The 22562-nt window shown below is 72.3% G+C and carries 18 protein-coding genes and 1 tRNA gene; 7 read left to right on the top strand and 12 right to left on the bottom strand.

Translation table 11 applies throughout. The annotated features are described in order from the left end of the window. Window positions 1-182: 182 nt before the first annotated feature. Together AA0Y20_RS05970 and AA0Y20_RS05965 are read right to left on the bottom strand one after the other, a co-directional pair. Entirely contained in the window at window positions 183-1814 is a 1632-nt protein-coding gene (locus tag AA0Y20_RS05970) for a RecQ family ATP-dependent DNA helicase (protein ID WP_412938064.1), read from the bottom strand. Between the two features lie 4 nt (window positions 1815-1818). Beyond that, window positions 1819-2580 carry a hypothetical protein gene (locus AA0Y20_RS05965; RefSeq protein WP_412938062.1) on the bottom strand — a complete coding sequence of 254 codons (762 nt, stop codon included), beginning with the start codon at window positions 2578-2580 and terminating at the stop codon, window positions 1819-1821. A 118-nt stretch (window positions 2581-2698) separates the two neighbouring features. Between AA0Y20_RS05965 and AA0Y20_RS05960 the strand changes: the two genes are divergently transcribed. Further along, complete coding sequence (locus AA0Y20_RS05960) at window positions 2699-5152, top strand: acyltransferase family protein (protein WP_412938060.1); 2454 nt, start codon at window positions 2699-2701, stop codon at window positions 5150-5152. A gap of 37 nt (window positions 5153-5189) precedes the next feature. On the opposite strand, the gene AA0Y20_RS05955 is transcribed toward AA0Y20_RS05960, so the two are convergent. The 3 genes from AA0Y20_RS05955 to serS all read right to left on the bottom strand — a co-directional run bounded on the left by AA0Y20_RS05955 (window position 5190) and on the right by serS (window position 7533). Then, window positions 5190-5277 (bottom strand) — tRNA-Ser (locus AA0Y20_RS05955). A 49-nt stretch (window positions 5278-5326) separates the two neighbouring features. Next, entirely contained in the window at window positions 5327-6151 is an 825-nt protein-coding gene (locus AA0Y20_RS05950) for an HAD family hydrolase (RefSeq protein WP_412939714.1), read from the bottom strand. Between the two features lie 116 nt (window positions 6152-6267). Beyond that, on the bottom strand, window positions 6268-7533 hold the full coding sequence (serS, locus tag AA0Y20_RS05945; protein ID WP_412938059.1) for a serine--tRNA ligase: 1266 nt from the start codon (window positions 7531-7533) through the stop codon (window positions 6268-6270). Window positions 7534-7649: 116 nt separating this feature from the next. Here serS and AA0Y20_RS05940 point away from each other — a divergent pair, with 116 nt between their 5' ends. The 3 genes from AA0Y20_RS05940 to AA0Y20_RS05930 all read left to right on the top strand — a co-directional run bounded on the left by AA0Y20_RS05940 (window position 7650) and on the right by AA0Y20_RS05930 (window position 11483). Beyond that, entirely contained in the window at window positions 7650-8840 is a 1191-nt protein-coding gene (locus AA0Y20_RS05940; RefSeq protein WP_412938058.1) for a diacylglycerol/lipid kinase family protein, read from the top strand. Between the two features lie 180 nt (window positions 8841-9020). Further along, complete coding sequence (locus AA0Y20_RS05935) at window positions 9021-10385, top strand: cryptochrome/photolyase family protein (RefSeq protein WP_412938057.1); 1365 nt, start codon at window positions 9021-9023, stop codon at window positions 10383-10385. A gap of 51 nt (window positions 10386-10436) precedes the next feature. Next, entirely contained in the window at window positions 10437-11483 is a 1047-nt protein-coding gene (locus AA0Y20_RS05930) for an LLM class flavin-dependent oxidoreductase (protein ID WP_412938056.1), read from the top strand. Between the two features lie 241 nt (window positions 11484-11724). Here the strand turns inward: AA0Y20_RS05930 and AA0Y20_RS05925 are convergent, their stop codons facing one another. The 3 genes from AA0Y20_RS05925 to AA0Y20_RS05915 all read right to left on the bottom strand — a co-directional run bounded on the left by AA0Y20_RS05925 (window position 11725) and on the right by AA0Y20_RS05915 (window position 15648). Further along, window positions 11725-13113 carry a pyridoxal phosphate-dependent decarboxylase family protein gene (locus AA0Y20_RS05925; RefSeq protein ID WP_412938055.1) on the bottom strand — a complete coding sequence of 463 codons (1389 nt, stop codon included), beginning with the start codon at window positions 13111-13113 and terminating at the stop codon, window positions 11725-11727. 587 nt (window positions 13114-13700) lie between these two features. Beyond that, complete coding sequence (pheA, locus tag AA0Y20_RS05920) at window positions 13701-14702, bottom strand: prephenate dehydratase (RefSeq protein WP_412938054.1); 1002 nt, start codon at window positions 14700-14702, stop codon at window positions 13701-13703. Then, entirely contained in the window at window positions 14674-15648 is a 975-nt protein-coding gene (locus AA0Y20_RS05915; protein WP_412938053.1) for an EamA family transporter, read from the bottom strand. Before AA0Y20_RS05915 ends, pheA begins: the two co-directional genes overlap by 29 nt. Window positions 15649-15720: 72 nt before the next feature. On the opposite strand from AA0Y20_RS05915, the gene AA0Y20_RS05910 reads away from it, so the two are divergent. Then, the gene (locus AA0Y20_RS05910) at window positions 15721-16647 is read left to right on the top strand and encodes a LysR family transcriptional regulator (RefSeq protein WP_412938051.1); all 927 of its coding nucleotides are present in this window, start codon (window positions 15721-15723) and stop codon (window positions 16645-16647) included. Window positions 16648-16713: 66 nt separating this feature from the next. Beyond that, entirely contained in the window at window positions 16714-18354 is a 1641-nt protein-coding gene (gene pgm, locus AA0Y20_RS05905) for a phosphoglucomutase (alpha-D-glucose-1,6-bisphosphate-dependent) (RefSeq protein WP_412938050.1), read from the top strand. 111 nt (window positions 18355-18465) lie between these two features. Here the strand turns inward: pgm and AA0Y20_RS05900 are convergent, their stop codons facing one another. Then, entirely contained in the window at window positions 18466-18960 is a 495-nt protein-coding gene (locus AA0Y20_RS05900; protein ID WP_412938049.1) for a MarR family winged helix-turn-helix transcriptional regulator, read from the bottom strand. 94 nt (window positions 18961-19054) lie between these two features. On the opposite strand from AA0Y20_RS05900, the gene AA0Y20_RS05895 reads away from it, so the two are divergent. Next, window positions 19055-19984, top strand: a complete 930-nt coding sequence (locus AA0Y20_RS05895; RefSeq protein WP_412938047.1) for an NADP-dependent oxidoreductase — start codon at window positions 19055-19057, stop codon at window positions 19982-19984. 110 nt (window positions 19985-20094) lie between these two features. Here the strand turns inward: AA0Y20_RS05895 and AA0Y20_RS05890 are convergent, their stop codons facing one another. The 3 genes from AA0Y20_RS05890 to kduI are packed head-to-tail and all read right to left on the bottom strand — an operon-like array spanning window position 20095 to window position 22519. Further along, complete coding sequence (locus AA0Y20_RS05890; RefSeq protein WP_412938045.1) at window positions 20095-20745, bottom strand: bifunctional 4-hydroxy-2-oxoglutarate aldolase/2-dehydro-3-deoxy-phosphogluconate aldolase; 651 nt, start codon at window positions 20743-20745, stop codon at window positions 20095-20097. Then, window positions 20742-21680, bottom strand: coding sequence for a sugar kinase (locus tag AA0Y20_RS05885; RefSeq protein WP_412938043.1), 939 nt, complete (start codon window positions 21678-21680; stop codon window positions 20742-20744). The genes AA0Y20_RS05890 and AA0Y20_RS05885 overlap by 4 nt, the downstream gene beginning before the upstream one ends. Beyond that, entirely contained in the window at window positions 21677-22519 is an 843-nt protein-coding gene (gene kduI, locus AA0Y20_RS05880) for a 5-dehydro-4-deoxy-D-glucuronate isomerase (RefSeq protein WP_412938042.1), read from the bottom strand. The genes AA0Y20_RS05885 and kduI overlap by 4 nt, the downstream gene beginning before the upstream one ends. Between the last annotated feature and the right edge of the window lie 43 nt (window positions 22520-22562).

Genomic DNA, 22562 nt, shown 5'->3' with positions numbered 1-22562 from the left:
GAGCGCCCCGGACATGCGAGGCGGTGACGCCCCCCATTTCAGCTGCCACCGCCCGGCATGTTCGTCGCGCTCATCTGCACGCTAGCCAGCCGCGGGCCCGGAGCGGCCCGCAACGGCGAGAGACTGGTAGCCGCTCCCAGGGGGGTGACACCGCCCAGGGCGGGCGACACCGCGACCGGCGGTCAGGCGGGTTCGAGCAGACCGCGCTCGGCGACGAGCTCCGTGGCGAGAACCTTGTACCCCTGCGATTCGAAGAACACCGTGACGCGGTCGTCCTCCACCGCCATGACCGTTCCCTCGCCCCATTCGTGGTGGCGGACGACGTCATCGACATGGAAGGGCGCGTCCGGATGCTCGCGCTGATCGTCGTCGCGCGCGGCACGGTCGCTCGCGGATGCCGCACACGTGTCGCAGCTCTCGCACGGCTCGACGTAGTCCTGTCCGAAGTATCCGAGCAGGGTCGCCCGCCGGCAGCGACGCGTCTCGGCGTAGCTGCGGAGCATCTCGATACGCGACGCGTCGATGCGCTCGCGCTCGGCCGACCTCTCCAACGCAGCGTCGACGGCGCGCTCCACGGTCATCCCCCGCCGCAGCGCGACCCCGGCACGACTCGTGCGCACGGCTCCCGCATCGACGAGCACCGTGAGCAGGGCCGTGACGCGACGGGCCGACAGCCCGCCGGCGGCGGCGAGCTCGGCGCGCGACCGCGTGGCCCCCGCGATGGCGTCGACGAGCCGCTTGAGCTCGCCTCGTTTCGGAGCGGATGCCGCGAAGAAGCGACGGAGCGACAGGTCCTCGGAGCGGTAGTGGAGCGTCGCCGTGGCGGGCTCGCCGTCGCGTCCGGCTCGACCGAGCTCCTGATAGTAGGCGTCGATGGAATCGGGGATGTCGGCGTGGACGACGAAGCGCACGTCGGCCTTGTCGATCCCCATGCCGAAGGCCGAGGTCGCGACGACGACGTCGACCCCGCCGTCGTGGAACGCCTCGTGCACTCCGTGGCGCTCCTTCGACGCCAGGCCGGCGTGGTAGGCGACGGCGTCGATCCCGCGGTCCCGAAGCGCTTCGGCGTACTCCTCCGCGCCGCGCCGGGTGGCGGTGTAGAGCAGGCCCGGCGTCGGCAGGCCGGCGATCTCGTCGAGCACCGCGTCGCGCTTGCCCGATTTCTCGGCATGACGACGGACGTTCAACTCGATGTTGGGGCGATCGACGTCACCGACGAGGATGGCGGGATCGTCCATGCCGAGTCGCTCGATGATCTCGGTGCGCACGGGGCTCGTGGCGGTGGCCGTCAGCGCGAGGATCGGGGGACGACCGAGGCGCTCTGAGACCTCGCCCAGCATCAGGTAGTCGGGCCGGAAGTCGTGCCCCCAGGCTGCGATGCAGTGCGCCTCGTCGACGACCAGCAATGACACTCCCGCCTCGGCGAGCTCGGCGACGACGTCATCCTTCGCGAGCTGCTCGGGTGCGAGCAGGACGTACGAGGCCTCTCCCGACCGGATCGCATCCCACGCCTCACGCTGGGCGCGAGCGCCGCGGCTCGAGTTCAGCGCGACACCGTCGGGGGCGTCGGGCGCGTCCTCGATGCGAGCGAGCTGATCCTCCTGCAACGCGATGAGGGGCGAGACGATCGCGGTGAGGCCCGGGCGGAGCGCCGCAGCAACCTGGTAGACGGCCGACTTGCCCGCCCCCGTCGCCCAGACGACGAGCACATCGCGTCCGGCGACCGCCGCCTCGATCGCGTCGAGCTGCTGCGGCCGCAGCTCCTCGATGCCGAAGGACTCTCGGGCGACACGGGCGATCTCTTCGGGCTGCACCGGCTCAGTCCATCGCGCTCGCCCCGACAGTGCACGCCGGTTGCGCCGGCGCCTCCGGTGTGGAAGGCGCGTCGTCAGCGGGCCGCAGCCGGCGCCGCTGCACTCGGTCGTACGACGGCTGCCGCAGCGCCCGCACCCACGGGTAGACCCGCGCGCCGGGCAGTACCCGCCGCCCGGCGTCGAACCGGGGCTGGTCACCCGACCAGACCGTGCGACTCAGCCGCACGAGGGCGAACGGACGCCACGGCCCGAGCGGTGAGGCGAACGAGAGCACGAGCCGCCACGCGTCGGCATCCGGACCGCCGTCCACCGTCGTCGCCGAGAGCAGCACCGGACCCCGGAGGCCCCGGTAGGGCAACAGGATGCCGAAGCGTGCGCTCTCGGGACGCCGCACGGGGAGCAGTGCGTAGCGCAGGGGCACTCCTCGCCCCGTCGATGCGAACTCGATGTCGCCCGCGTCGGCCTCGGACGTTGCGGGATCACCGGCGAGGCGGAGCGCGAGCCCGAGAACGTCGGGCAGGGCCTCGGGCAGCCCGAGCGAACGCGAGAGCCGCGCGACGATCCTCGCCTCACCCGTCGGCGGCGGCTCGTCGATCCACGAGATCCCCGAGCGCCGTCGGGGCCCGACCCAGCGGATCGTGCCCGTCAGCATCGTGCCGTGCACATGGATCGGCCGCGGTCTGCGGAGCACCAGCAGGGCCGCGAACACCCCGCGGAGCAGCATCCCGGCAACGCGAGCGAAAGGCGCTCGAGGAAGAGCTGTCATGGCGCCAGCGAACCCGGTTCGCGCCCTCTCGCGCACCGGGGTTGCGTTGAGGCGTCGATGCGCTATCGCACGCTGGGATCGCTCCCACTACACTCGGGGACGCCCTTCCGGACGCCACGTGAACAGCCCGACGCTCTTGCACCCGACGCCGCGACGCGACATCCAGGGCCTTCGGGCCCTCGCCGTCCTCGCGGTCATCGGCGCGCACGCGGTCGGCTGGCCGCGTGGCGGTTTCGCCGGGGTGGACGTGTTCTTCGTGGTCTCGGGCTTCCTCATCACCGGTGCGCTGCTTCGCGAGGTGCACTCGACGGGCGGCATCCGTCTCGCCTCCTTCGCCGGTCGGCGCGCCCGCCGCATCCTGCCCCTCGCGGTCGTCGTGCTCATCGCCACGACGGCGAGCGCCTTCGTCGTCTTCAATCGCCCGCGCGCCGATCAGACGCTCCTCGACGCCCTGTGGTCGGCGGGCTTCGCCGCGAACTGGCGTTTCACCGCGGTCGACACCGACTACTTCCACGCCGACGACGCGGTGTCTCCGCTCCAGCACTTCTGGTCGCTCGCGGTCGAGGAGCAGTTCTACCTCGCGTGGCCGCTCCTGCTCCTGCTGGCCGTCTCGCTGCTGCCCGCCGCCCGGCGACGGAGCCCCGCGGCGACGGGAGCGGTCGCGACGCTCGCGGCCGCCGTCGTCGTCGCATCCTTCGCGTGGGCGCTGGTGCAGAGCACGGATGCCGCCGTCCCGGCCTACTTCTCCACCTTCACCCGCGCGTGGGAGCTGGCGGTCGGAGCGCTCATCGCCGCGGCGGTGCCGCTGCTCCGCCGCATCCCGCCCGTCGTCGGCGGATTCGCGTCGTGGGTCGGTCTCGCGGCACTGTTCGCGGCGTTCGCCGTCATCGATCCCGAGGCGGGCGGGTTCCCCGCTCCGTGGGCCGCCCTGCCCGTCGCCGCCACGGCGCTCGTCCTCGCCGGCGGCGTGCCGGGCGACCCGCGGCATCGGCACCTGTTCCCGCTGACGAACCCGGTGAGCGTCTTCACGGGTGACGTGTCGTACTCGCTGTACCTGTGGCATTTCCCGGTCATCGTGTTCGCCGCGGTGCTGCTGCCCGCCCGAGAGGCCACGACGGCGCTCGTGCTCGCGGTCACCGCCGTCCTCGCCGTCGCCTCGTACCACCTCGTCGAACGGCCGTTCCGGTTCGCGCCCTACGGGCGGCCGGCGGGCGGCGGGGAGATGACGGCGCCGGAAGACGCGGTTGCGACCCCCCGCGCCGTGCCGGTTCAGGATGCGGCGCTCGTTCGGGATGCCGCGCCGGTTCGGGATGCTGTGCCGTTACCGACACCGCGCGCGTTGAGCACCCGCCCGGCGGGCTGGACTCCGGGGACGCGCTACTACCCGGGCATGCCCCGCCCCGACTCCGCGGACATCGCTCGTGACGACGCGCCCGCAGCGATGGCCGCACCCGCCCCCGCACCCGCAGTGACGACGACCCCTGCCCCTGCCCGTTCCCCCGAGACGACGCCCACCGCAGAGCCGACGTCCGACGGGTCCACGCCCTGGGCCGCCTGGCGTGCCCGCTTCGGCCCGCCGGCCGTGCTCTCGGCATCCGGACTCGGCCTCGCCGCCCTCGCCGTCGTGCTCGTCGTCCAGAACGTGTTCGGCGGGCTCACGGGATCGCTCGTCGCCATCCCTCCCGCGGGTGCCGCCGACGCCGCGGGCGACGCGGCCACGGCAGACCCGGGAGACCCGATCGCCGCGCTCCAGGCAGAACTCGCCGCCGCGGCAACGGCGACCGCGTGGCCCGAACTCCACCCCTCCCTCGACGAGGTCATGACCCGGTCGTCGGCGAGCAACCCGGCGCGCGACTGCTTCTCTCCCGATATCTCACCGAGCGCCGCGGGCTGCTCCACGGGCAGTACCGACGCCCCCGTCCACATCTATCTCGTCGGCGACTCGACCGCGATGGCCTACGCCCCCGCGTTCCGCAAGCTCGCCGACGACAGCGGCGGCGGCATCCGCGTGACGACGGTGGGCCTCTACGGATGCCGTTTCACCGACGTCGCCGTGCAGAACGACGGCGCGGGCGTCATGTCCGCGTGCCCGCAGCGGAAGGCCGATGTCCGCGCCATGATCCTCGCCGACGCCCCGACCCTCGTCGTGATGTCGAACGCCTACACGCTCGGTCACACCCCCGGCGGCGGCGATCTCTCGGCCGATGCCCTGCTGGCCGGCCAGGAGGCCGAAGCCGACACCTACGGGATGCCGGGGCGCATCGTCCACCTGGCACCGCCGCCCGAGGGCGCCGATCTGGGACGGTGCTACTCCCCCGCCGCCTCGCCCTACGGGTGCGCCGCGGGCGTCTCGAGCACGTGGGGCCAGATGGAGTCAGCAGCCGAGCAGGTGGCCGCGGCATCCGGCAACCACGCGGTGAGCTCGCTCCCCTTCACGTGCTGGGAGCTCGTGTGCCCCGCCTTCGCGGGCGACATCCCGACGCGCTACGACCGCACGCACCTGACGGTCGCGTACGCCGAGCACATCGTCCCGGCGCTGCGCGCCGAACTCGCCGCCCGTGGGCTGCTGTAGCCCGCGGAGCGGGAAGCGGGGCAGACGAAAGAGATTCTGGCGGAGGGTGTGGGATTCGAACCCACGGGACATTGCTGCCCACCAGTTTTCAAGACTGGATCCTTCGGCCGCTCGGACAACCCTCCCAGCGGTGCGAACCGCTGAGCTTCGATCCTAGCCGCCCGCGACCCTCGGTCAGAGCGAGCGGAGGATGGCCGCGACGCCGCCCTCCTGAACCGACACGGTCGTCTCGGACGCCTCGGCCAGCAGCTCGGTCGCGCCCTGCGCCATCGCGATCGCCCGCCCGCCGCGCTCGCGCGCCCAGCGGAACATCCCGATGTCGTTGCGACCGTCACCCATCACGAGCACGTCCGCCGGCTCGATGTCGAGCCAGGTGCGTACCCGCTCGAGCGCCGTGGACTTGTCGACGCCCTGCGGCGCGATGTCGAGCCACGCCGACCAGCCCACCGCGTACGACACCTTGTTCAGTCCGATGCGGTCGACGAGCTCGACGAAGTCGGAGTCGGTCTCGTCGGGAGAGACCACGACGACACGGCACACCTCCTGCTCCGACAGCTCCGCGAAGGCGACCTTGTCGGCGTCGTGGAGGTTCCAGTCGTGGAGCTCTTCGGTGTAGAGGCGGCGCCCGTCGGGCAGCTCGACCATGTACCGGGCGTGCGGAAGGTGCTGACGGAGCAGGCCGAGCACCTCGGTGGGGTCGAACGTCTCGATGAAAAAGCGCTCGTACGCGAGAACATCGGCGAAGTCGTCGTCGATCCGTTTGAGGATCACGGCGCCGTTCGAGCAGACGACGTAGTCGGGGTTCAGCGCGAGCGAGCCGAGGATGCCGTGCGTGCCCTCCCACGAGCGTCCGGTCGCGAGCATCACCTCATGGCCCGCGGCGTGGGCCCCCGCGACGGCGTCGACCACGCCGGGACTCAGCGTCTCGTCCTCCAGCAGGACGGTGCCGTCGATGTCGAGCACGATCAGCAGCCGCGATGCGCCGGCGACCGGCGGCATCCCCTCGGCGACGTCCTCGACGATCTCGACCGCGTCGCGCGGGGCGACGACCTCGATACCGCCCTCGTCCGGGAGGGCGTCAGGAACCGCGGTCACCCCGCCGTCGGCACCGCCGGTCATGCGATCGGCTCCGCGACCTCGAGGCCGCCGAGGTAGGGGCGCAGCACCTCGGGGATCACGACCGAGCCGTCCTCCCGCTGGTGCGTCTCGAGGAGGGCGACGATCCACCGGGTCGTGGCGAGCGTGCCGTTGAGGGTCGCCACCGGCTCGGTCTTGCCGCCGTCGGGTCGGTGACGGATGTCGAGACGACGCGCCTGGTACGTCGTGCAGTTCGAGGTCGACGTGAGCTCGCGGTACGCGCCCTGCGTCGGCACCCACGCCTCGATGTCGTACTTGCGCGCGGCGCTCGAGCCGAGGTCTCCCGCGGCCACGTCGATGACGCGGTACGACAGGCCGAGGTCCTGCAGCATCCGCTCCTGCATCTCGACGAGCCGCAGGTGCTCGGCCTCGGCGTCGCCGGGCGTCGTGTAGACGAACATCTCCAGCTTGTTGAACTGGTGCACCCGGATGATGCCGCGCGTGTCCTTGCCGTACGAGCCGGCCTCGCGTCGATAACAGGTCGACCAGCCGGCGTAGCGCTTGGCGCCGCGCTCGAGGTCGAGGATCTCGTCCATGTGGTAGCCCGCGAGCGGGACCTCGCTCGTGCCGACGAGGTAGGCGTCGTCCTCTTCGAGGTGGTACACCTCGGCGGCGTGCTCACCGAGGAACCCGGTGCCCCGCATGACCTCGGGACGCACGAGCGTCGGCGGGATCAAGGGCGTGAACCCGGCGGCGAGCGCGCGGTCGAGGCCGAGCATCATGAGCGCGATCTCGAGGCGCGCGCCGATGCCGCTGAGGAAGTAGAAGCGGCTGCCGGCGACCTTCGTGCCGCGCTCCATGTCGATGGCGCCGAGCTTCTCGCCGAGAGCGAGGTGGTCGAGCGGCTCGAAGTCGAACGACGGCGGATCACCGTGCGTGCGCAGGGTGACGAAGTTGTCCTCGCCGCCGGCGGGCACATCGTCGATGACGATGTTCTCGATGCGGGCGAGCGCGGCGTCGGCGGCCTCCTCCGCGGCGGTGACGGCCTGCTGAGCCTGCTTCACCCGCTCGCTGAGCTGCTTCGCCTCTGCGACCAGCGCGGCCTTCTCGTCCTTGGGGGCCTGAGCGACCTTCTTGCCGTGAGCGTTCTGCTCGGCGCGGAGCCGCTCGAACGTCGTGATGGCCTCGCGGCGCTCTCGATCGGCGGCGATGGCGGCGTCCACACTCTCCGACGAGTTCCCGCGCTTCACCTGGGAGAGTTTGACCAGGTCGGGCTGTTCACGGAGCAATGCGAGGTCGATCACGCGTCAAGTCTAGGGTCGCGCGCATCCGCGCAGCCGGACCAGCGCGCACCCGTACCCGCACGGCGTCGCGACGCAAGAGGCAATCCCGCATCGGCGAGCGCCCCTATGGTGTAGCCATGGCGACCGAATCCGACGACACCTCCTCGCGCGAGCGTTCCGACGATCCCTCCTCCGAGGCCCCTGATCCCGCGCGGGCCGCGGCCCCCGACGACGTCATCCGCGAGCCCGAGGACGTCGCCCCCGACACGACCGACGGCGAGACCGGCGAAGCACGCCGCGTCGGCCCCGAAGGCGAGACCGAGCCGATGGCGGGCGGGGCGGAGAAGCCCAATCCGAAGGCTGCGCTGGTCTACAACCCGATCAAGGTCGACGGCGACGCACTGCGCGAGCAGGTGCTCCGCGCCGCCGAAGCCGCCGGGTGGGAGGAGCCGCTCTTCTACGAGACGACGGTCGACGACCTCGGCGACGACGTCACGCGGCAAGCCCTCGACTCGGGCGTGAGCGTCGTGCTGGTGGCGGGCGGCGACGGCACGGTGCGTGCGGTGTCGGGCGAGATGAGCGGCAGCGGCATCCCTCTCGCCATCGTCCCCAGCGGCACCGGAAACCTGCTCGCCCGCAACCTCGGACTGCCCCTCAGCGAGCCCGAGACCATGATCGAAGCCGCCTTCACCGGCGACCGGACCGCGATCGACGTCGGCTGGGCGCGCATCACCCGCGAGAGCGGCGAGGTCGAGAAGCATGCGTTCGTCGTCATGGGCGGCATGGGACTCGATGCGGCGATGATCGCCAACACCAACCCGCAGCTGAAGAAGTCGGTCGGCTGGGTCGCCTATGTCGACGGCGCGACCCGCTCGCTCGTCAAGGCCAAGCCGTTCCGGGTCGTCTACCAGCTCGACGGACACCGCATGCACGCGGCGCGCGTGCAGAGCGTGCTCTTCGCGAACTGCGGGTCGTTGCAGGCCGGCATCGCGCTCATCCCCGAGGCCTCGATCACCGACGGCCAGCTCGACGTCGTCATCATGCAGCCGAAGGGCTTCTGGGGGTGGCTGCTGGTGTGGCGCCGCGTCGCGTGGGACAACAGCTTCCTGCGGAAGTTCCGCGCCGGCCGTCGCGTCCTCGCGCTGCGGACGAAGGACAGCGCGGTCGTCTACTCGCGGGGCCGCGGTGTCGCGCTCGCCCCGCAGGAACCGCACCCCATCCAGCTCGACGGCGACGAGTTCGGCGAGGCGAAGCACGTGCAGACCCGCATCGACCCGCGCGGCCTCATCGTCGCCGTACCCGCCGGCCACACGCTGCCCGGCGACTGAGCCGGCGGCTGCGGCGGCGGCGGCATAACTCCTCAGATCTCGCATGCGGATCGCGCCGCACTGCTGCAACGACGGCGAGCCGCTCAGCTCCGGCGTCCGGTTCTGAGGAGTTGGCGCGGAGCGCACGTCCGCCCCTGTCAACCGCTCGCCGTCGCCCGGCTGGACCGACAGGATGACGGGATGAGCTCGCCCTCGATCGTCTGGTTCCGCGACGACCTGCGCCTGGCCGACCACCCCGCGCTGCGCGCCGCGCTGGACCGCGGCGAACCCGTCGTCGGCCTCTACGTGCTCGACGAGGAGTCCGACGGCATCCGGCCGCTCGGCGGCGCCGCGCGCTGGTGGCTGCACCATTCGCTGGCATCGCTCGCCGACGACCTGCGCGCACGCGGATCGCACCTCGTGCTGCGCCGCGGGGCCGCGGCATCCGCCGTCCGCTCCCTCGTCGACGACATCGGCGCCGGCGCCGTCTACTGGAACCGTCGCTACGGCGGACCCGAGCGCGCGATCGACACCGAGATGAAGGACGGTCTGCGCGACGACGGCGTCGAGGTCGAGTCCTTCGCGGCCAACGTGCTGTTCGAGCCCTGGACCGTCAAGACCGGCGGCGGCACCCCGTTCTCGGTGTTCACCCCGTTCTGGAACGCCGCACGCAACCTGCCCGCTCCGCGCGAGCCGCTCCCCCGGCCGCGGGAGATCCCGGGGCTGCGCACCGCCCCCGCGGGCGACGAGCTCGACGATTGGGGGCTGCTGCCGACCCGGCCCGACTGGGCCGGCGGCCTGCGCGAACGGTGGCAGCCCGGCGAGGCGGCGGCACGTGCACGCCTGCGGGAGTTCCTCGACCACGACCTCGGCTCGTACGATGCCGCCCGCGACGAGCCCAGCGCCGGCGCGACCTCGCTGCTGTCGCCGCGGCTGCGCTGGGGCGAGCTGAGCCCGCACACCGTCTGGCATGCGGGCGTGGAGACCGGGGGCGGCACCGGTGCCCACGCGACCTCCGCCTCGCGGTTCCTCTCCGAGCTCGGCTGGCGCGAGTTCGCGTGGCACACGCTGTACCACTTCCCCGACCTCGCGACGAAGAACTGGCGGAAGGGCTTCGACGCCTTCCCGTGGCCGAGCCTCGACCCCGCCCAGCTGACAGCGTGGGAGAAGGGCGAGACCGGAGTGCCGATGGTGGATGCCGGGATGCGCGAGCTCTGGCACACCGGATACATGCACAACCGGGTGCGGATGGTCACGGCATCCTTCCTCACGAAGAACCTGCTCATCGACTGGCGTCTGGGCGAGGAGTGGTTCTGGGACACCCTCGTCGATGCCGACGGTGCCAGCAACGCGTTCAACTGGCAATGGGTCGCGGGGTCGGGGGCCGACGCGTCGCCGTACTTCCGCATCTTCAACCCCGAGCGGCAGGCCGAGAAATTCGACCCGAAGGGGCTGTACATCGGGCAATGGGCCCCCGACAGCGCCGATCGCGAGCCGATCGTCGACCTCGGCGAGACCCGTAAGGCGGCGCTGCAGGCCTACGAGGCGGTCAAGAACGCGCGGTGACGGGTCCGCTCGGGGAATGCCGACGGATGCTGCGGGGTTCACAGGAGGGTTATGACTGATGCATCCCGCCCCGCCCTGTCCGTGCTCGACCTGGTGCCCGTGCGTACGGGCCAGACCAGCGCGCAGGCGATCGCCGCGTCGCTGACCGTCGCGCAGCGGGCGGACGAGCTCGGCTACCGCCGCTACTGGTTCGCGGAGCATCACAACATGCCGGCCGTGGCATCGACGACCCCGCCCGTGCTCATCGCCGCCGCCGCGTCGCGCACCTCGCGCATCCGTGTCGGGTCGGGCGGCGTCATGCTGCCCAACCACTCGCCGCTCGTCGTCGCCGAACAGTTCGCCGCGCTCGAGGCCATCGCCCCGGGACGCGTCGACCTCGGCATCGGACGCGCTCCCGGCAGCGATCCCGTCATCACGCAGCTTCTGCGCCAGTCAGGCACGACGAGCGACGTCGACCGGTTCCCCGACAACATCCGCGACATCCTCGCGCTCGTGTCGGGCGACGGCGCGACCGTGCGCTTCACGTCGGGCGGCACCTACGACGTGCACGCCACCCCGTCGGCGACGTCGACCCCCGACGTCTGGCTGCTCGGATCGAGCGACTACTCCGCGCAGCTCGCCGCTGCCCTGGGGCTGCCGTACGTCTTCGCGAACCACTTCTCGGGCGAGGGCCTCGACCGCGCGCTGGGGCTCTACCGCGACCAGTTCCGTCCGTCCGAGACTCTCGAGGCTCCGCGGACCTTCCTCACGGCCAACGCCGTCGTGGCCGACAGCGACGCAGAGGCCGAGGCGCTCATGCTCCCGCAGGCCCGCATGATGGCGCGGCTGCGCGGAAACCGTCCGCTCAGCGCGCTCGAGACCGTCGAGGAGGCCGCGGCCGCCGAGGCCACCGACCACCTCGCCACGCCGATGCTCGACGCGCTGCGCTCGCGCTGGTTCGTGGGCACTGGACCCGACACCCGCGCCGCCCTCACGGCCTTCGCCGCGCAGCACGGCGTCGACGAGGTCATGGTCTCGCCGGTGTCCGCGGCACACGACGGCGAGCAGCCCGATGCGGCGCCCGCCCGCATCCGCACCCTCGAGCTCCTCGCCGCCTGACCCGGGCTTCTCCTGGCCCACCGGGGCCAGGCGGTTGGCTCTGCCGGGCCGGGCGGTTGGCTCTGGGCCGGACGTGTGCCGTCCACAGGCTGAGCCCCGGCCCGCAGCATCCCTGACGCCCGATCCCGCCTCTCAGCCTGTCGACGGCACACCGCACCCCCGCCACGCCCGCCGCACCCGCCGCACCTGACGACCCGACGGACGGCTCGGCTCGGCTCGGCTCGGCTCAGCTCAGCTCGGCTCAGCGGGAGAGGGTCTCGCCGCCTCGAAGCGACCGCAGCAGATCGACGAGGGCGTCGGCGTCTTCGGGGCGGGTGCGCCACGACGAGACCGAGATCCGGAAGGCGGGTTCGCCGCGCCAGACGGTGGCGCCGAACCAGGTCGCCCCGCTCGCCTGCGCCGCCGCGACGATCCGCTGCGTCTCCTCGGGCGAACCGGCGCGCACGAGCACCTGGTTCAGCACGACGCGGTTGACCACCGTGTAGCCGGCGGACCGGAGTCCCGCAGCGATACGGGTCGCGGTGGCCGTCGCATTCTCGACGAGTTCCGCCACCCCGTCTCGACCCAGGGTGCGGAGTGCCGCCCAGATCGGGATGCCGCGGGCACGCCGCGAGAACTCGAGGGTGAGGTCCTTCTGCGCATCGCCGGTGGATGTCGAGTAGGCGGCGTCCGAGTGCAGCGCGGATGCCGCGGCATCCCGGTCGCGGATGATCGTGACGGCGCTGTCGTACGGAGTGTTGAGCCACTTGTGCCCGTCGACCGTCCACGAGTCCGCGAGCTCGATCCCGGAGGTCAGCGCCCGATGCCGCGAGGCGCGGGCCCACAGCCCGAAGGCCCCGTCCACGTGGATCCACCCGGCGTCGGCGCGGACGCGCGACATCACCTCGTCGAACGGGTCGAACTCGCCCGTGTTGACCTCTCCGGCCTGCAGGATCACGATCGTCGAGGAATCCACCACGGGCAGGGATGCCGGATCGATGCGCCCGTGTTCGTCCGTCGCGACCCACTCGACCGTGTCGAGCCCGAAGCCTAGGACACGCAGCGCCTTGCGCACGACGACATGGGCCAGCTCGCTCGCGACCACCCGAACGCGCGGAGCGCCGAAGAGGCCGTCTCGTGAGACGTCCCAGCCGAGCGCGGCGAGCACGTGCTGCCGCGCGCTCGCGAGGGCGGCGACGGTGCCGGCCCCCGCGCTGGTCGAGAATCCCACGGCGCTGTCGCGCGGCAGGTCGAGGACATCGAGCATCCACCGCGCCGCGACGGACTCGATCGCCGCCGTCGCCGGTGACCCGAGCGGGGCGGACGCACTGTTGTCCCAGGCGAGAGCGATCCGGTCGGCGGCTGCCGCGGCGGGTAGCGTTGCCCCGACGACGTAGCCGAAGTAGCGCCCGCCGTTGGATTCGACCGCCGCCGCCGATCCGAGCTCGTCGAGCATCGCGATCGTCGCCGCGGCATCCTGCCCGCGTTGCGGGAGGGGCTCATCGAAGCCGGCGAGCGCGGCGACATCCGCGGGTGCCGGGTAGACCGCCCGAGTGCCGATCCGTTCGACGTAGTCGCGGGCCCGGCGATCGGCGTCACGGAGGATGGCGAGTTCTTCGGCGCGACCGGCGTCGCCTCGGGAGGGGAGCATTCGTCGATGCTCGCGCACCCGCTCCGTCGTCCGCGACGGCCAATCCGACTCGCGTGGCCCGCCCGCCCCCGCGTCGAGTCGCCACGAACTGCGGATCCGGCGGGCCCCGCATCCGCAGTTCGTGGCGACTCGACGGGGAGGGGCTGGGGGCCGCGGCGGGGACGCCGTGGGGCATCGGGCGGGCGGGCGTGCCGTGCACAGGCTGAGTGCCGGTGGCCGGAACGCGGAAGGCCCGCCACCCCGGGCTCAGCCTGTGCACGGCACAGCAACGGCTCGCCACCCCGAACTGGGCGTTTACGCGGCGCAGCAACGGCTCGCGGCCCCGAGCTCAGCCTGCACGCGGCACGCCAACAGCCCGCCACACCGAACTGGGCGTTTACGCGGCGCAGCAACGGCTCGCCGCGCCGAGCTCAGCCCGTACGCGGCACGCCAACGGGGACCCTATTCCACGGCCCTGCCCGCGCCCCCGGCCATGCCCGTGCCCCCGGCCCCTGCCCCCAGCTACCGCGTCGAGTCGCCAGGAAACGCGGATCCGGTCACCCCGGCATCCGCGTTTCGTGGCGAGTCGACGGGAGGAGACCCGGGGGTCAGGCCTCGGGCTCGCCGGAGATCAGGGCGCGCAGCCAGTCGCGCGCCTCAACGAAGACGTCGTCGGAGTACCGCTGCGGGTAGCGGACGATCGCGCGGTCGGCGCGCGGGTACGACCCGAGGAACAGCACCTTCGGGCTGAATCGCCTCACGCCCATGAGGGCATCCGCCATGCGCTCGTCCGAGACGTGCCCGTCGGCGTCGATGACGAACCGGTACCGGCCGAGCGCATCGCCGATCGGCCGCGACTCGATGAGCGACAGGTTGATGCCGCGCGTCGAGAACTGCTCGAGCAGCTCGAGGAGCGCGCCCGGATGGTCGTCGGGCAGCTCCGCGATGAGCGAGGTCTTGTCGGCACCCGTCGGCGACGGCGGGGCCACGGTGCGGCTCACCAGCACGAACCGGGTCACGGCATGCTCGTTGTCGCCGATGTCGGACGCCAGCAGCTCGAGATCGTGGTGCTCCAGGATGCCGGGGGGCGCGATCGCCGCGTCGGCATCACTGACGCCGTCGAGCAGCCCCAGCGCGGCGGCGACGTTGCTCGCGGCCGGGAGGTGGGCGTGCTCGGGCCGCGCCTTCAGCAGCCACTGCAGGCACTGCGCGTAGGCGACGGGGTGCGCGGCGATGAGCGAGACATCCTCGATCCGCGTGCCCGGGCGGGCCACGAGCACGAAGTTCACGGGCACGAGGTACTCGCCGACGATCCGGAGGCCGGGCATCGTGGCCAGCGCGTCCTGCGCCGTCGAGACCCCGCCGTCGACGGAGTTCTCGATCGCGATCATCGCGGCATCCGACCGGCCCTCGACGACATCCGCGAGAGCCTCGCCGACGTTGCGGACCGAGCGCCAGATCTGGTCGCGCGCCTCGGGCACCTGGGCGAGGGCGGCCTCGGTGAAGGTCCCCGCCGGCCCGAGATAGCTGTAGGTGCGGCGGGCGGGCTGGTCGTCGTGCTCGGGCGTCACGCAGATGAGCCTAGACCGGCGCGCCCGCGGCCTCCGCATCCGCCGCCGCCCGCACCCGCGCCCGCACCCGAGACCGGCCCCGAGACCGGGCCCGGCGCGGAGGCCGGGGCGTCCGGGGTCTGCGCCCGACGGTCGTCACGAGCACGCCCACCACGAGCACGGCTCCGCCGATGATCTCGGCCGGCGCCGGCACCTGGCCGAGCAGCACCGCCGCCGCGCTCATCGCCACGACGGGCGCCAGCAGCACCCACGGCACCACGGCGGCCGAAGGGTTGCGGCCGAGCAGGGAGTTGAAGATCGCATAGCCGACCAGCGTGCAGAGCCCTGCAGTGTAGATCGTCGAGATGAGGGCAGGGATGCCGAAGCCGGCGAGCCCGTCGCCGATCGCTTGCGGTCCCTCGAACACCAGCGCCAGCCCGAATGCCGGCACCGGCACGACGAGCGCCGACCAGACGGTGAGCGAGAGCGCGCCGAGCGGTCCGCGACCGGTGACGACGCCCGCGCGACGCGAGATCACGTTGCCGACGGCCCACGAGAGTGCGGCCGCGAGCGCCAGCGCGACCGCGATCGCAGGGGCGTCTCCCCCGCGGCCGGCGGCGACGGTGGCGAGACCCACGATGCCGAGGCCGACGCCGATCACCTGCCCGCGGGTGGGGCGTTCCCGCAGCACGCCGGCGGCGATGACGACGGTGAACACGGCCTGCGCCTGCATCAGCAGGGCGGCGAGACCCGGCTGGAGTCCGAGCGCGAGGGCGATGTAGAGCAGACCGAACTGGCCGAGGCTCATGAACAGCCCCACGCCGACGACCGCCGTCCAGCGTGCTCGCGGCGGCGGCACGACGACGACGAACGCGGCGACCACCGCGAACCGGATCGCCACGAAGAGCAGCGGCGGGATACCGGCCATGCCCCATTCGATGACGAGGAAGTTGAACCCCCAGAGGGCCGCCACCGTAGCGGCGAGGATCATGTCGCGTCGACTCACGGACTCAGTCCATCGCGACGGACGATGAACGACAAGCAATGCTTTCTGCCTTCGAATCGGTAGCATCGCTTCATGATCGATCTGGATGCCGTGCACTCCCTGCGGACCGTCGCGCGCGAGGGCAGCGTGGCGGCCGCGGCATCCACCCTGGGGTTCACGCCCTCGGCGGTGTCGCAGCAGATCAAGCGCCTCGAACGCGAGACCGGGGTCGCGCTGCTCGAACGGGTCGGTCGCGGCGTCGCGCTCACGGCGGCCGGAACGCAGCTCGTCGTCGGCTCGACGCCGATCCTCGCCGACCTTGAACGCCTCCGCGCCGACCTGCACGCTGGGGTCGGGACGGGCGAGGACGGCCGCGTCACGGGCGAGCTCCGGATCGCCGCGTTCTCGACCGTCGTGCGCGGTCTGCTCACCGCCGTGCTCGTCGAGCTGACCACCGCCCACCCGGACCTGCGGCTGCCGGTGCGCGAGAGCGAGCCCTGGGAGACGGTCGCGCTCGTCGCATCGGGCCAGCGAGACCTCGGCGTCGTGCACCAGTGGGGCGGTGTCGCGCTCGCGATCCCCGAGAACCTCGTCGTCACGCCGCTCTTCACGGACGTCGCCGACGTCATCCTGCACCGCGACCACCCGCTCGCCGGCCGCGACGTCCTGCGCCCGGCCGATCTCGCGGACGAGCGGTGGGTCGCCACCTTCGACACGACCATCTGCCGGCAGTGGCTGCGGCGCCTGTTCGACGGTATCGGCGGAGCGCCGCGCGTGCTCTACGAGTCGATGGAGTTCGAGAACCACATCGAGCTCGCCCGCACCGGAGCCGTCGTCGCACTCGTTCCGCGGCTGGGGCGCGGCGATCTCGGCCCCGACCTCGTCGCCGTGCCGACCGTCGAGCCGGCGTCGACGCGCGACATTGTGGCCGTGCACCGCCGCTCGCAGGCCGACTCCCCCGGCCTGCGGGCGACGCTGGCCGCCCTCCTCGCCCACAGCGGCGCTCGCGGGGGCGCGTGAGGGATCGACCGTGAGTGCCGTGTCAATCCGCCACCGACGGGCGCGGAAACGGGCAGACTAAGCACTATGAGCCGTGCAGGAGCGCCCGCAGAAGCATCCGACCTCATCGACATCGATGAGCTGATCGCCGCCTACTACGACCGGAAGCCGGATGCCGCGGTGCCCGGGCAGCGCGTCGCGTTCGGAACGAGCGGCCACCGCGGATCGTCGCTGTCGACGAGCTTCAACGAGGACCACATCCTCGCCACGACCCAGGCGATCGTCGACTACCGGCGCGCGCAGGGCATCGAGGGTCCCCTCTTCCTCGGACGCGACACCCACGGGCTCTCCCTCCCGGCCGAGCGCAGCGCCATCGAGGTGCTCGTCGCGAACGGCGTCGACGTCCGCATCGACTCCCGCGACTCGTGGGTGCCGACGCCGGCGCTCAGCCACGCGATCCTCACGTACAACCGCGGCCGCGCGGTCGACGACGCGGGCCGTGCCGACGGCATCGTCGTGACGCCCTCGCACAACCCGCCGCGCGACGGCGGCTTCAAGTACAACCCCCCGCACGGCGGACCTGCCGACACCGACGCGACCTCGTGGATCGCCGACCGCGCGAACGAGCTCATCGCCGCCGGCCTGGAGGGCGTGCACCGCACCCGTCACGCCGACATCGACCTCGATACGCTCGGCCAGTACGACTTCCGCGACGCCTACGTGCGCGACCTCGCCACGATCATCGATGTCGACGCGATCAAGGCGTCGGGCGTGCGCATCGGGGCCGACCCGCTCGGCGGCGCGTCGGTGGAGTACTGGGCGCTCATCGCCGAGGTCTACGGTCTCGACCTGACCGTCGTGAACCCCGAGGTCGATCCGACCTGGAAGTTCATGACGCTCGACTGGGACGAGAAGATCCGCATGGATCCGTCGTCGCCGTCGGCGATGGCCGCGCTCGTCGCGCGACGCGAGGAGTACGACATCCTCACCGGCAACGACGCCGACGCCGACCGCCACGGCATCGTGACGCCCGACGCAGGGCTGATGAACCCGAACCACTTCCTCGCCGTCGCGATCGACTACCTCTTCGCCAACCGTCCGGGCTGGCCGGCGGATGCCGCGGTCGGCAAGACCCTCGTCTCGTCGATGATCATCGATCGCGTGGCCGAGTCGCTCGGCCGTGCGCTGCTCGAGGTTCCCGTCGGATTCAAGTGGTTCGTGCCGGGCCTGCTCGACGGCTCCGTCGCCTTCGGCGGCGAGGAGTCGGCGGGGGCCTCGTTCCTCCGCAAGGACGGCAGCGTGTGGACGACCGACAAGGACGGCATCATGCTGTGCCTGCTCGCCGCCGAGATCTTCGCCGTCACCGGCAAGACCCCCTCGCAGCGCTATGCCGAGCTCGAGGCCGAATTCGGGTCGTCGGCGTACCAGCGCGTCGACGCCGCCGCGACGCCCGAGCAGAAGGCCACCCTCGGCAAGCTGTCAGGCGATGCGGTGACGGCCACCGAGCTGGCGGGCGAGCCGATCACGGCGAAGCTGTCGCACGCCCCGGGCAACGGTGCGGCGATCGGCGGTCTCAAGGTGCAGACCGAGCACGCGTGGTTCGCCGCGCGCCCCTCGGGCACCGAGGACGTCTACAAGCTCTACGCCGAGAGCCTGCGCGGCCCCGAGCACCTCGCCGAGGTGCAGGCCGAAGCGCGCGCCGTGGTCTCCGCCGCGCTCGGTGCCTGACCCGATCCCCGCACCACACCCAATGCACGGCCGAGCGCCGAGTGCACGACCTACGAGCGCGAGCAGGCCGTGCGCTCGCTGCGAAGCCGTACGCTCGCGCGGGTGCGGTCGTCAGCTCTGACGACGGCGGGATGCCGAACGGGGCGGCGCCGAGCGCAGGTGCGTCGTCACGCGCCCGAGGATGCGCGCGAGGTCGGCGGCATCCGCGTCCGACAGCGGCGCGAACAGCAGCCGGTGCACCGTCTCGATGTGACCGGGGAACACGGCGGCAAGCACCTCGCGCCCCGCACTCGTCAGGGCGACCACCGTGCTGCGCTCGTCCTCCGGAGACGGTGACCGCATGACGTATCCGCGCTGCTCGAGCAGCGTGGCCTGGTAGGTCAGTCCGCTGCGGCTGTAGACCACGCCGTCGGCGAGGTCGGTCATGCGCAGACTGCCGTCCGGCGCGTCGTTCAACCGTGCCAGCAGCTGGAACTGCACGTAGCTCAGGCCGCCGGCATCCTTCAGCTGCGCCTCGACGGCGGGGCGCAGCAGACTGCCCACCTCTGTGAAGGCCAGATAGGCCTCCAGCTGCGTCGACGTCAGGGAGCGTGGCGCGTTCGTCATGGTTTCGATCCTACCTGTTGCTTCACATTCGAAGTAGTGTTACGTTCCTCGTATCGCTTCGAATTCGAAGCACTCAACCGCGAAGGATCAGATCATGGATGCAGTGCAGTTCTCTCAGACCGGTGGCCCCGAGGTCCTCGAGGTCGTAGACATCGACCGTCCCGAACCGACGGCGGGCCAGGTGCGCATCCGCGTCGCCGCGTCGGCGTACAACGCGGCGGACGGCGGGATGCGCGCGGGCTTCCTCCCCATCCCGATCGAGCTGCCCCACGTGCCCGGGTACGACGTCTCGGGACGCGTCGACGCGGTCGGCCCGGGCGTGACCGGCCTCGCCGTGGACGACGCGGTGATCGCGTTCCTCCCGATGGAGCACGACGGCGGGGCGGCGGAGTTCGTGCTGGCTCCCGCCGACGCCGTGGCCGCCGCGCCCACGAGCATTCCCCTCGCCGATGCCGCCGCGCTGCCCTCCGTCGCGCTGACCGCGTGGCAGGCCCTCTTCGACGACGGTCGCCTCGAGTCGGGCCAGCGGGTGCTGATCGTCGGCGCCGGCGGTGTCGTCGGAAAGTACGCCGTCCAGCTCGCCAAGCGCACCGGCGTCCACGTCATCGCCACCGCGAGTCCCCGCAGCCTCGACGCCGTCCGCGCTGCCGGAGCCGACCAGATCATCGACCACACCGCAACCGACGTGCTGGGCGCGATCGACGGACCGGTCGACGTGCTGCTGAACCTCGCCCCGATCGAGCCCGAGCTGTTCGAGACCTACGTCGGGGCCGTCTCCGACGGCGGCGCGGTCGTCAGCACGACGGCGTTCATGGCCACCCCGAGCGACGAGGCGCGCGGCGTCCGCGCCGCGACGGTGTTCGTCCGCCGCGATCGCGACCGGCTCGCCGAGCTGGTCCGCCTCGTCGACGAGGGCGCGCTCACCGTCGAGGTCACGCGGCGCATCCCCCTGGCTGAGCTCCCCGCGCTGCACGCCAAGGCGGCCGAGAGCGGGATCGCGGGCAAGGTCATCGTCCTGCCGTGAGCCAGACCCAGCTCCCGCCCCGCATCACGCCCAGTGCACGGCCGAGCGCCGAGTGCACGACCTTCGAGCGCGAGCAAGCCGTGCACTCGCGGCGAAGCCGTACGCTCGGGTCAACGCGCGAGGAGGGCTGCCAGGCGGGGCAGCTGCGACTCGTCCTCCAGGGCCGAGCCGACGGCCACCACGCGCACGCCGGCGTCGAGGAAGAGCCCGGCGTTCGCGGCGTCCATGCCGCCGGTCGCGACGAAGCTCACGCCGGGGAACGGACCGCGGATGTGCCGGAACCAATCCGCGCCGAGCCACTGGGCGGGGAACGCCTTCAGCCACGTCAGCCCGAGGGCGACCGCGCGCTGCACCTCGCTCGGCGTCGCGACGCCGGGCAGGATCGGGATGTCGCGCTCCTGGGCTGCGCGCACCACGTCGGCGTCGAGCCCCGGGGCGACCAGATAGGCGGCTCCGGCCGCCAGGGCCTGATCGACCTGGGCGACCGTGAGGATCGTGCCGGCCCCGACGGCCTTGCCGCGCTCGGCACCGAGGCGCACGACCTCGCGCAGCGCGCGCTCGTCCTCAGCGGTCTGCAACGGCACCTCGACCGAGTCGATGCCGAGGTCCCACGCGGCGGTCGCGAGCCGGACGGAACGCTCGAGCCCCATCCCCCGCAGGATCGCCATCAGCGGCGCGCCCGCGAAGATGTCGTCGAGTGCGGCCGACCGGCCGGTGGCTGCGTGGTCGGTGTGAGCTCGATCGACGGACGACGTGGTCATGCGGAGGTCCTTTCGAGAGGGATGCCGGCGACGGGTGACCCCGCCGCGTCGTCGGGGAAGTCCCCCGTGGTGATTATCGTGAGCGCCGCGCGCTCGTGCCCGGATCGCAGGCGCTCCCGCGTCGAGGCGCCCGCCATCAACGCGGCGAGATAGCCGCCGGCGAAGGCGTCGCCGGCCCCCACCGGCTCGACGACGTCGACGACGAGAGCCGGCTCGAAGTCCGCGTCGTCGCGCGCGAACAGCGTGGCCCCGACGGCGCCGTCCTTGACGACGAGCTGAGGGGTGTCCGGCAGCAGGGCGCGCACCGCGCCCGCGTCCGCCGCGCCCCAGAGCGTCTCGGCCTCGTCGCGGCCGACGAAGACGACGTCGGCCGACCTCGCCAGCTCGAGCAGCGGACCGGATGCCGCCGACGCGGCCCACAGCGGCGCACGGTGGTTCACGTCGACGCTCACAGGAACCCCCGCCACTCGCGCCCGGGCGACGAGCCGTCGGAGGAACGCGGGCGCCGTGCCGCCGAGCGCGACGGTGATGCCCGACACGTGCAGCATCCCGACACCCGCCCAGGAGAGCTCGTCGGCGTCGACGACCGAGAGATGGGCGGCGGCCGACCCGGCCCGGTAGTACGCCACCCCGTGGCCGGGGTCCTTCACGTAGAGCCCGGTCGGATGGGCGGCGTCGACGACGACGCGCGAGACGTCGACGCCCCTCGATCCCACCCGCGACACGACGCGCCGGCCGAGCGCGTCGTCGCCGACACGCGAGAACCACGCGGCGGGCTGACCGAGGGCGGCCGCGTGCGCCGCGACGTTCGACTCCGCTCCCCCGGCATCGATGCGGAACACCTCGGCATGCTCGAGTCGTTCCGCCGACACCGGCGCGACCATCGCCATGGTCTCGCCCGCCGTCAGCAGCATGCCGCCCACCGCACCGCTCACTTCAGGGTCGTGACGGGTGCGGCATCCATGTCGTCGAATGCCTGGTTCTCGCCCGCCATCGCCCAGATGAACGAGTACGCCGCCGTGCCCACCCCGGAGTGCAGCGACCAGCTCGGCGAGATGATCGCCTGACGGTCGGCCACGACGAGGTGCCGAGTCTCCTCGCGCTCACCCAGCAGGTGGATGACGCGCGCGTCGTCGGGCAGGTCGAAGTACAGGTAGCACTCGGTACGGCGGTCGTGGGTGTGAGCGGGCATCGTGTTCCACATCGAGCCCTCGTGCAGCGTCGTCACGCCCATGACGATCTGGCAGCTCTTCACGCCGTTCTCGTGGATGTACTGGTTGAGCGTGCGGCGGTTGCTCGTGACCTGGTCGCCGAGCTCGCGCACCGTGCCCTCGCCCGGCGACACGAGCGCGGCGGGGTAGGCGGTGTGCGCCGGGGCAGAGAACAGGTAGAACTGCGCGCCGCCGCCCGAACCGTCGCCCGCGTCCGCGTCCGCGAACACGACGTCGCGGATGCCGCGGCCGAGGTACAGGCAGGCCCCCTTCACGAGGGTGTGGACCTCGCCGTCGGCTGTCACCGTACCGGCGCCCCCGACGTTGATGATGCCCACCTCGCGGTGCTCGAGGAAGTAGTCGCTCCGGATCTCGGGGTACCCCGGAAGCACCAGCTCGCGCCCGGCCGGAACGGCGCCGCCGAGCACGATGCGGTCGTGGTGGGTGTAGACGACGGTGATCTCGCCCGGCACGAACACCCCGGGCACGAGGTACTGCTCGCGCAGGTCGGCGGTGGTCATGCCCGGGATCTGCGCGGGGTTGGTCGCGTAGCGCTGCTGCATGGGGTTCCTTTCGGGAGGGTGTCGGCACGGGGCCGGCGAGGAT

The sequence above is a fragment of the Microbacterium pratiae genome (genome assembly GCF_047302165.1).
GTDB lineage: Bacteria > Actinomycetota > Actinomycetes > Actinomycetales > Microbacteriaceae > Microbacterium.
Note: the sequence above shows the minus strand (reverse complement) of the source record. Positions and strands in the feature narration are given on the sequence as shown.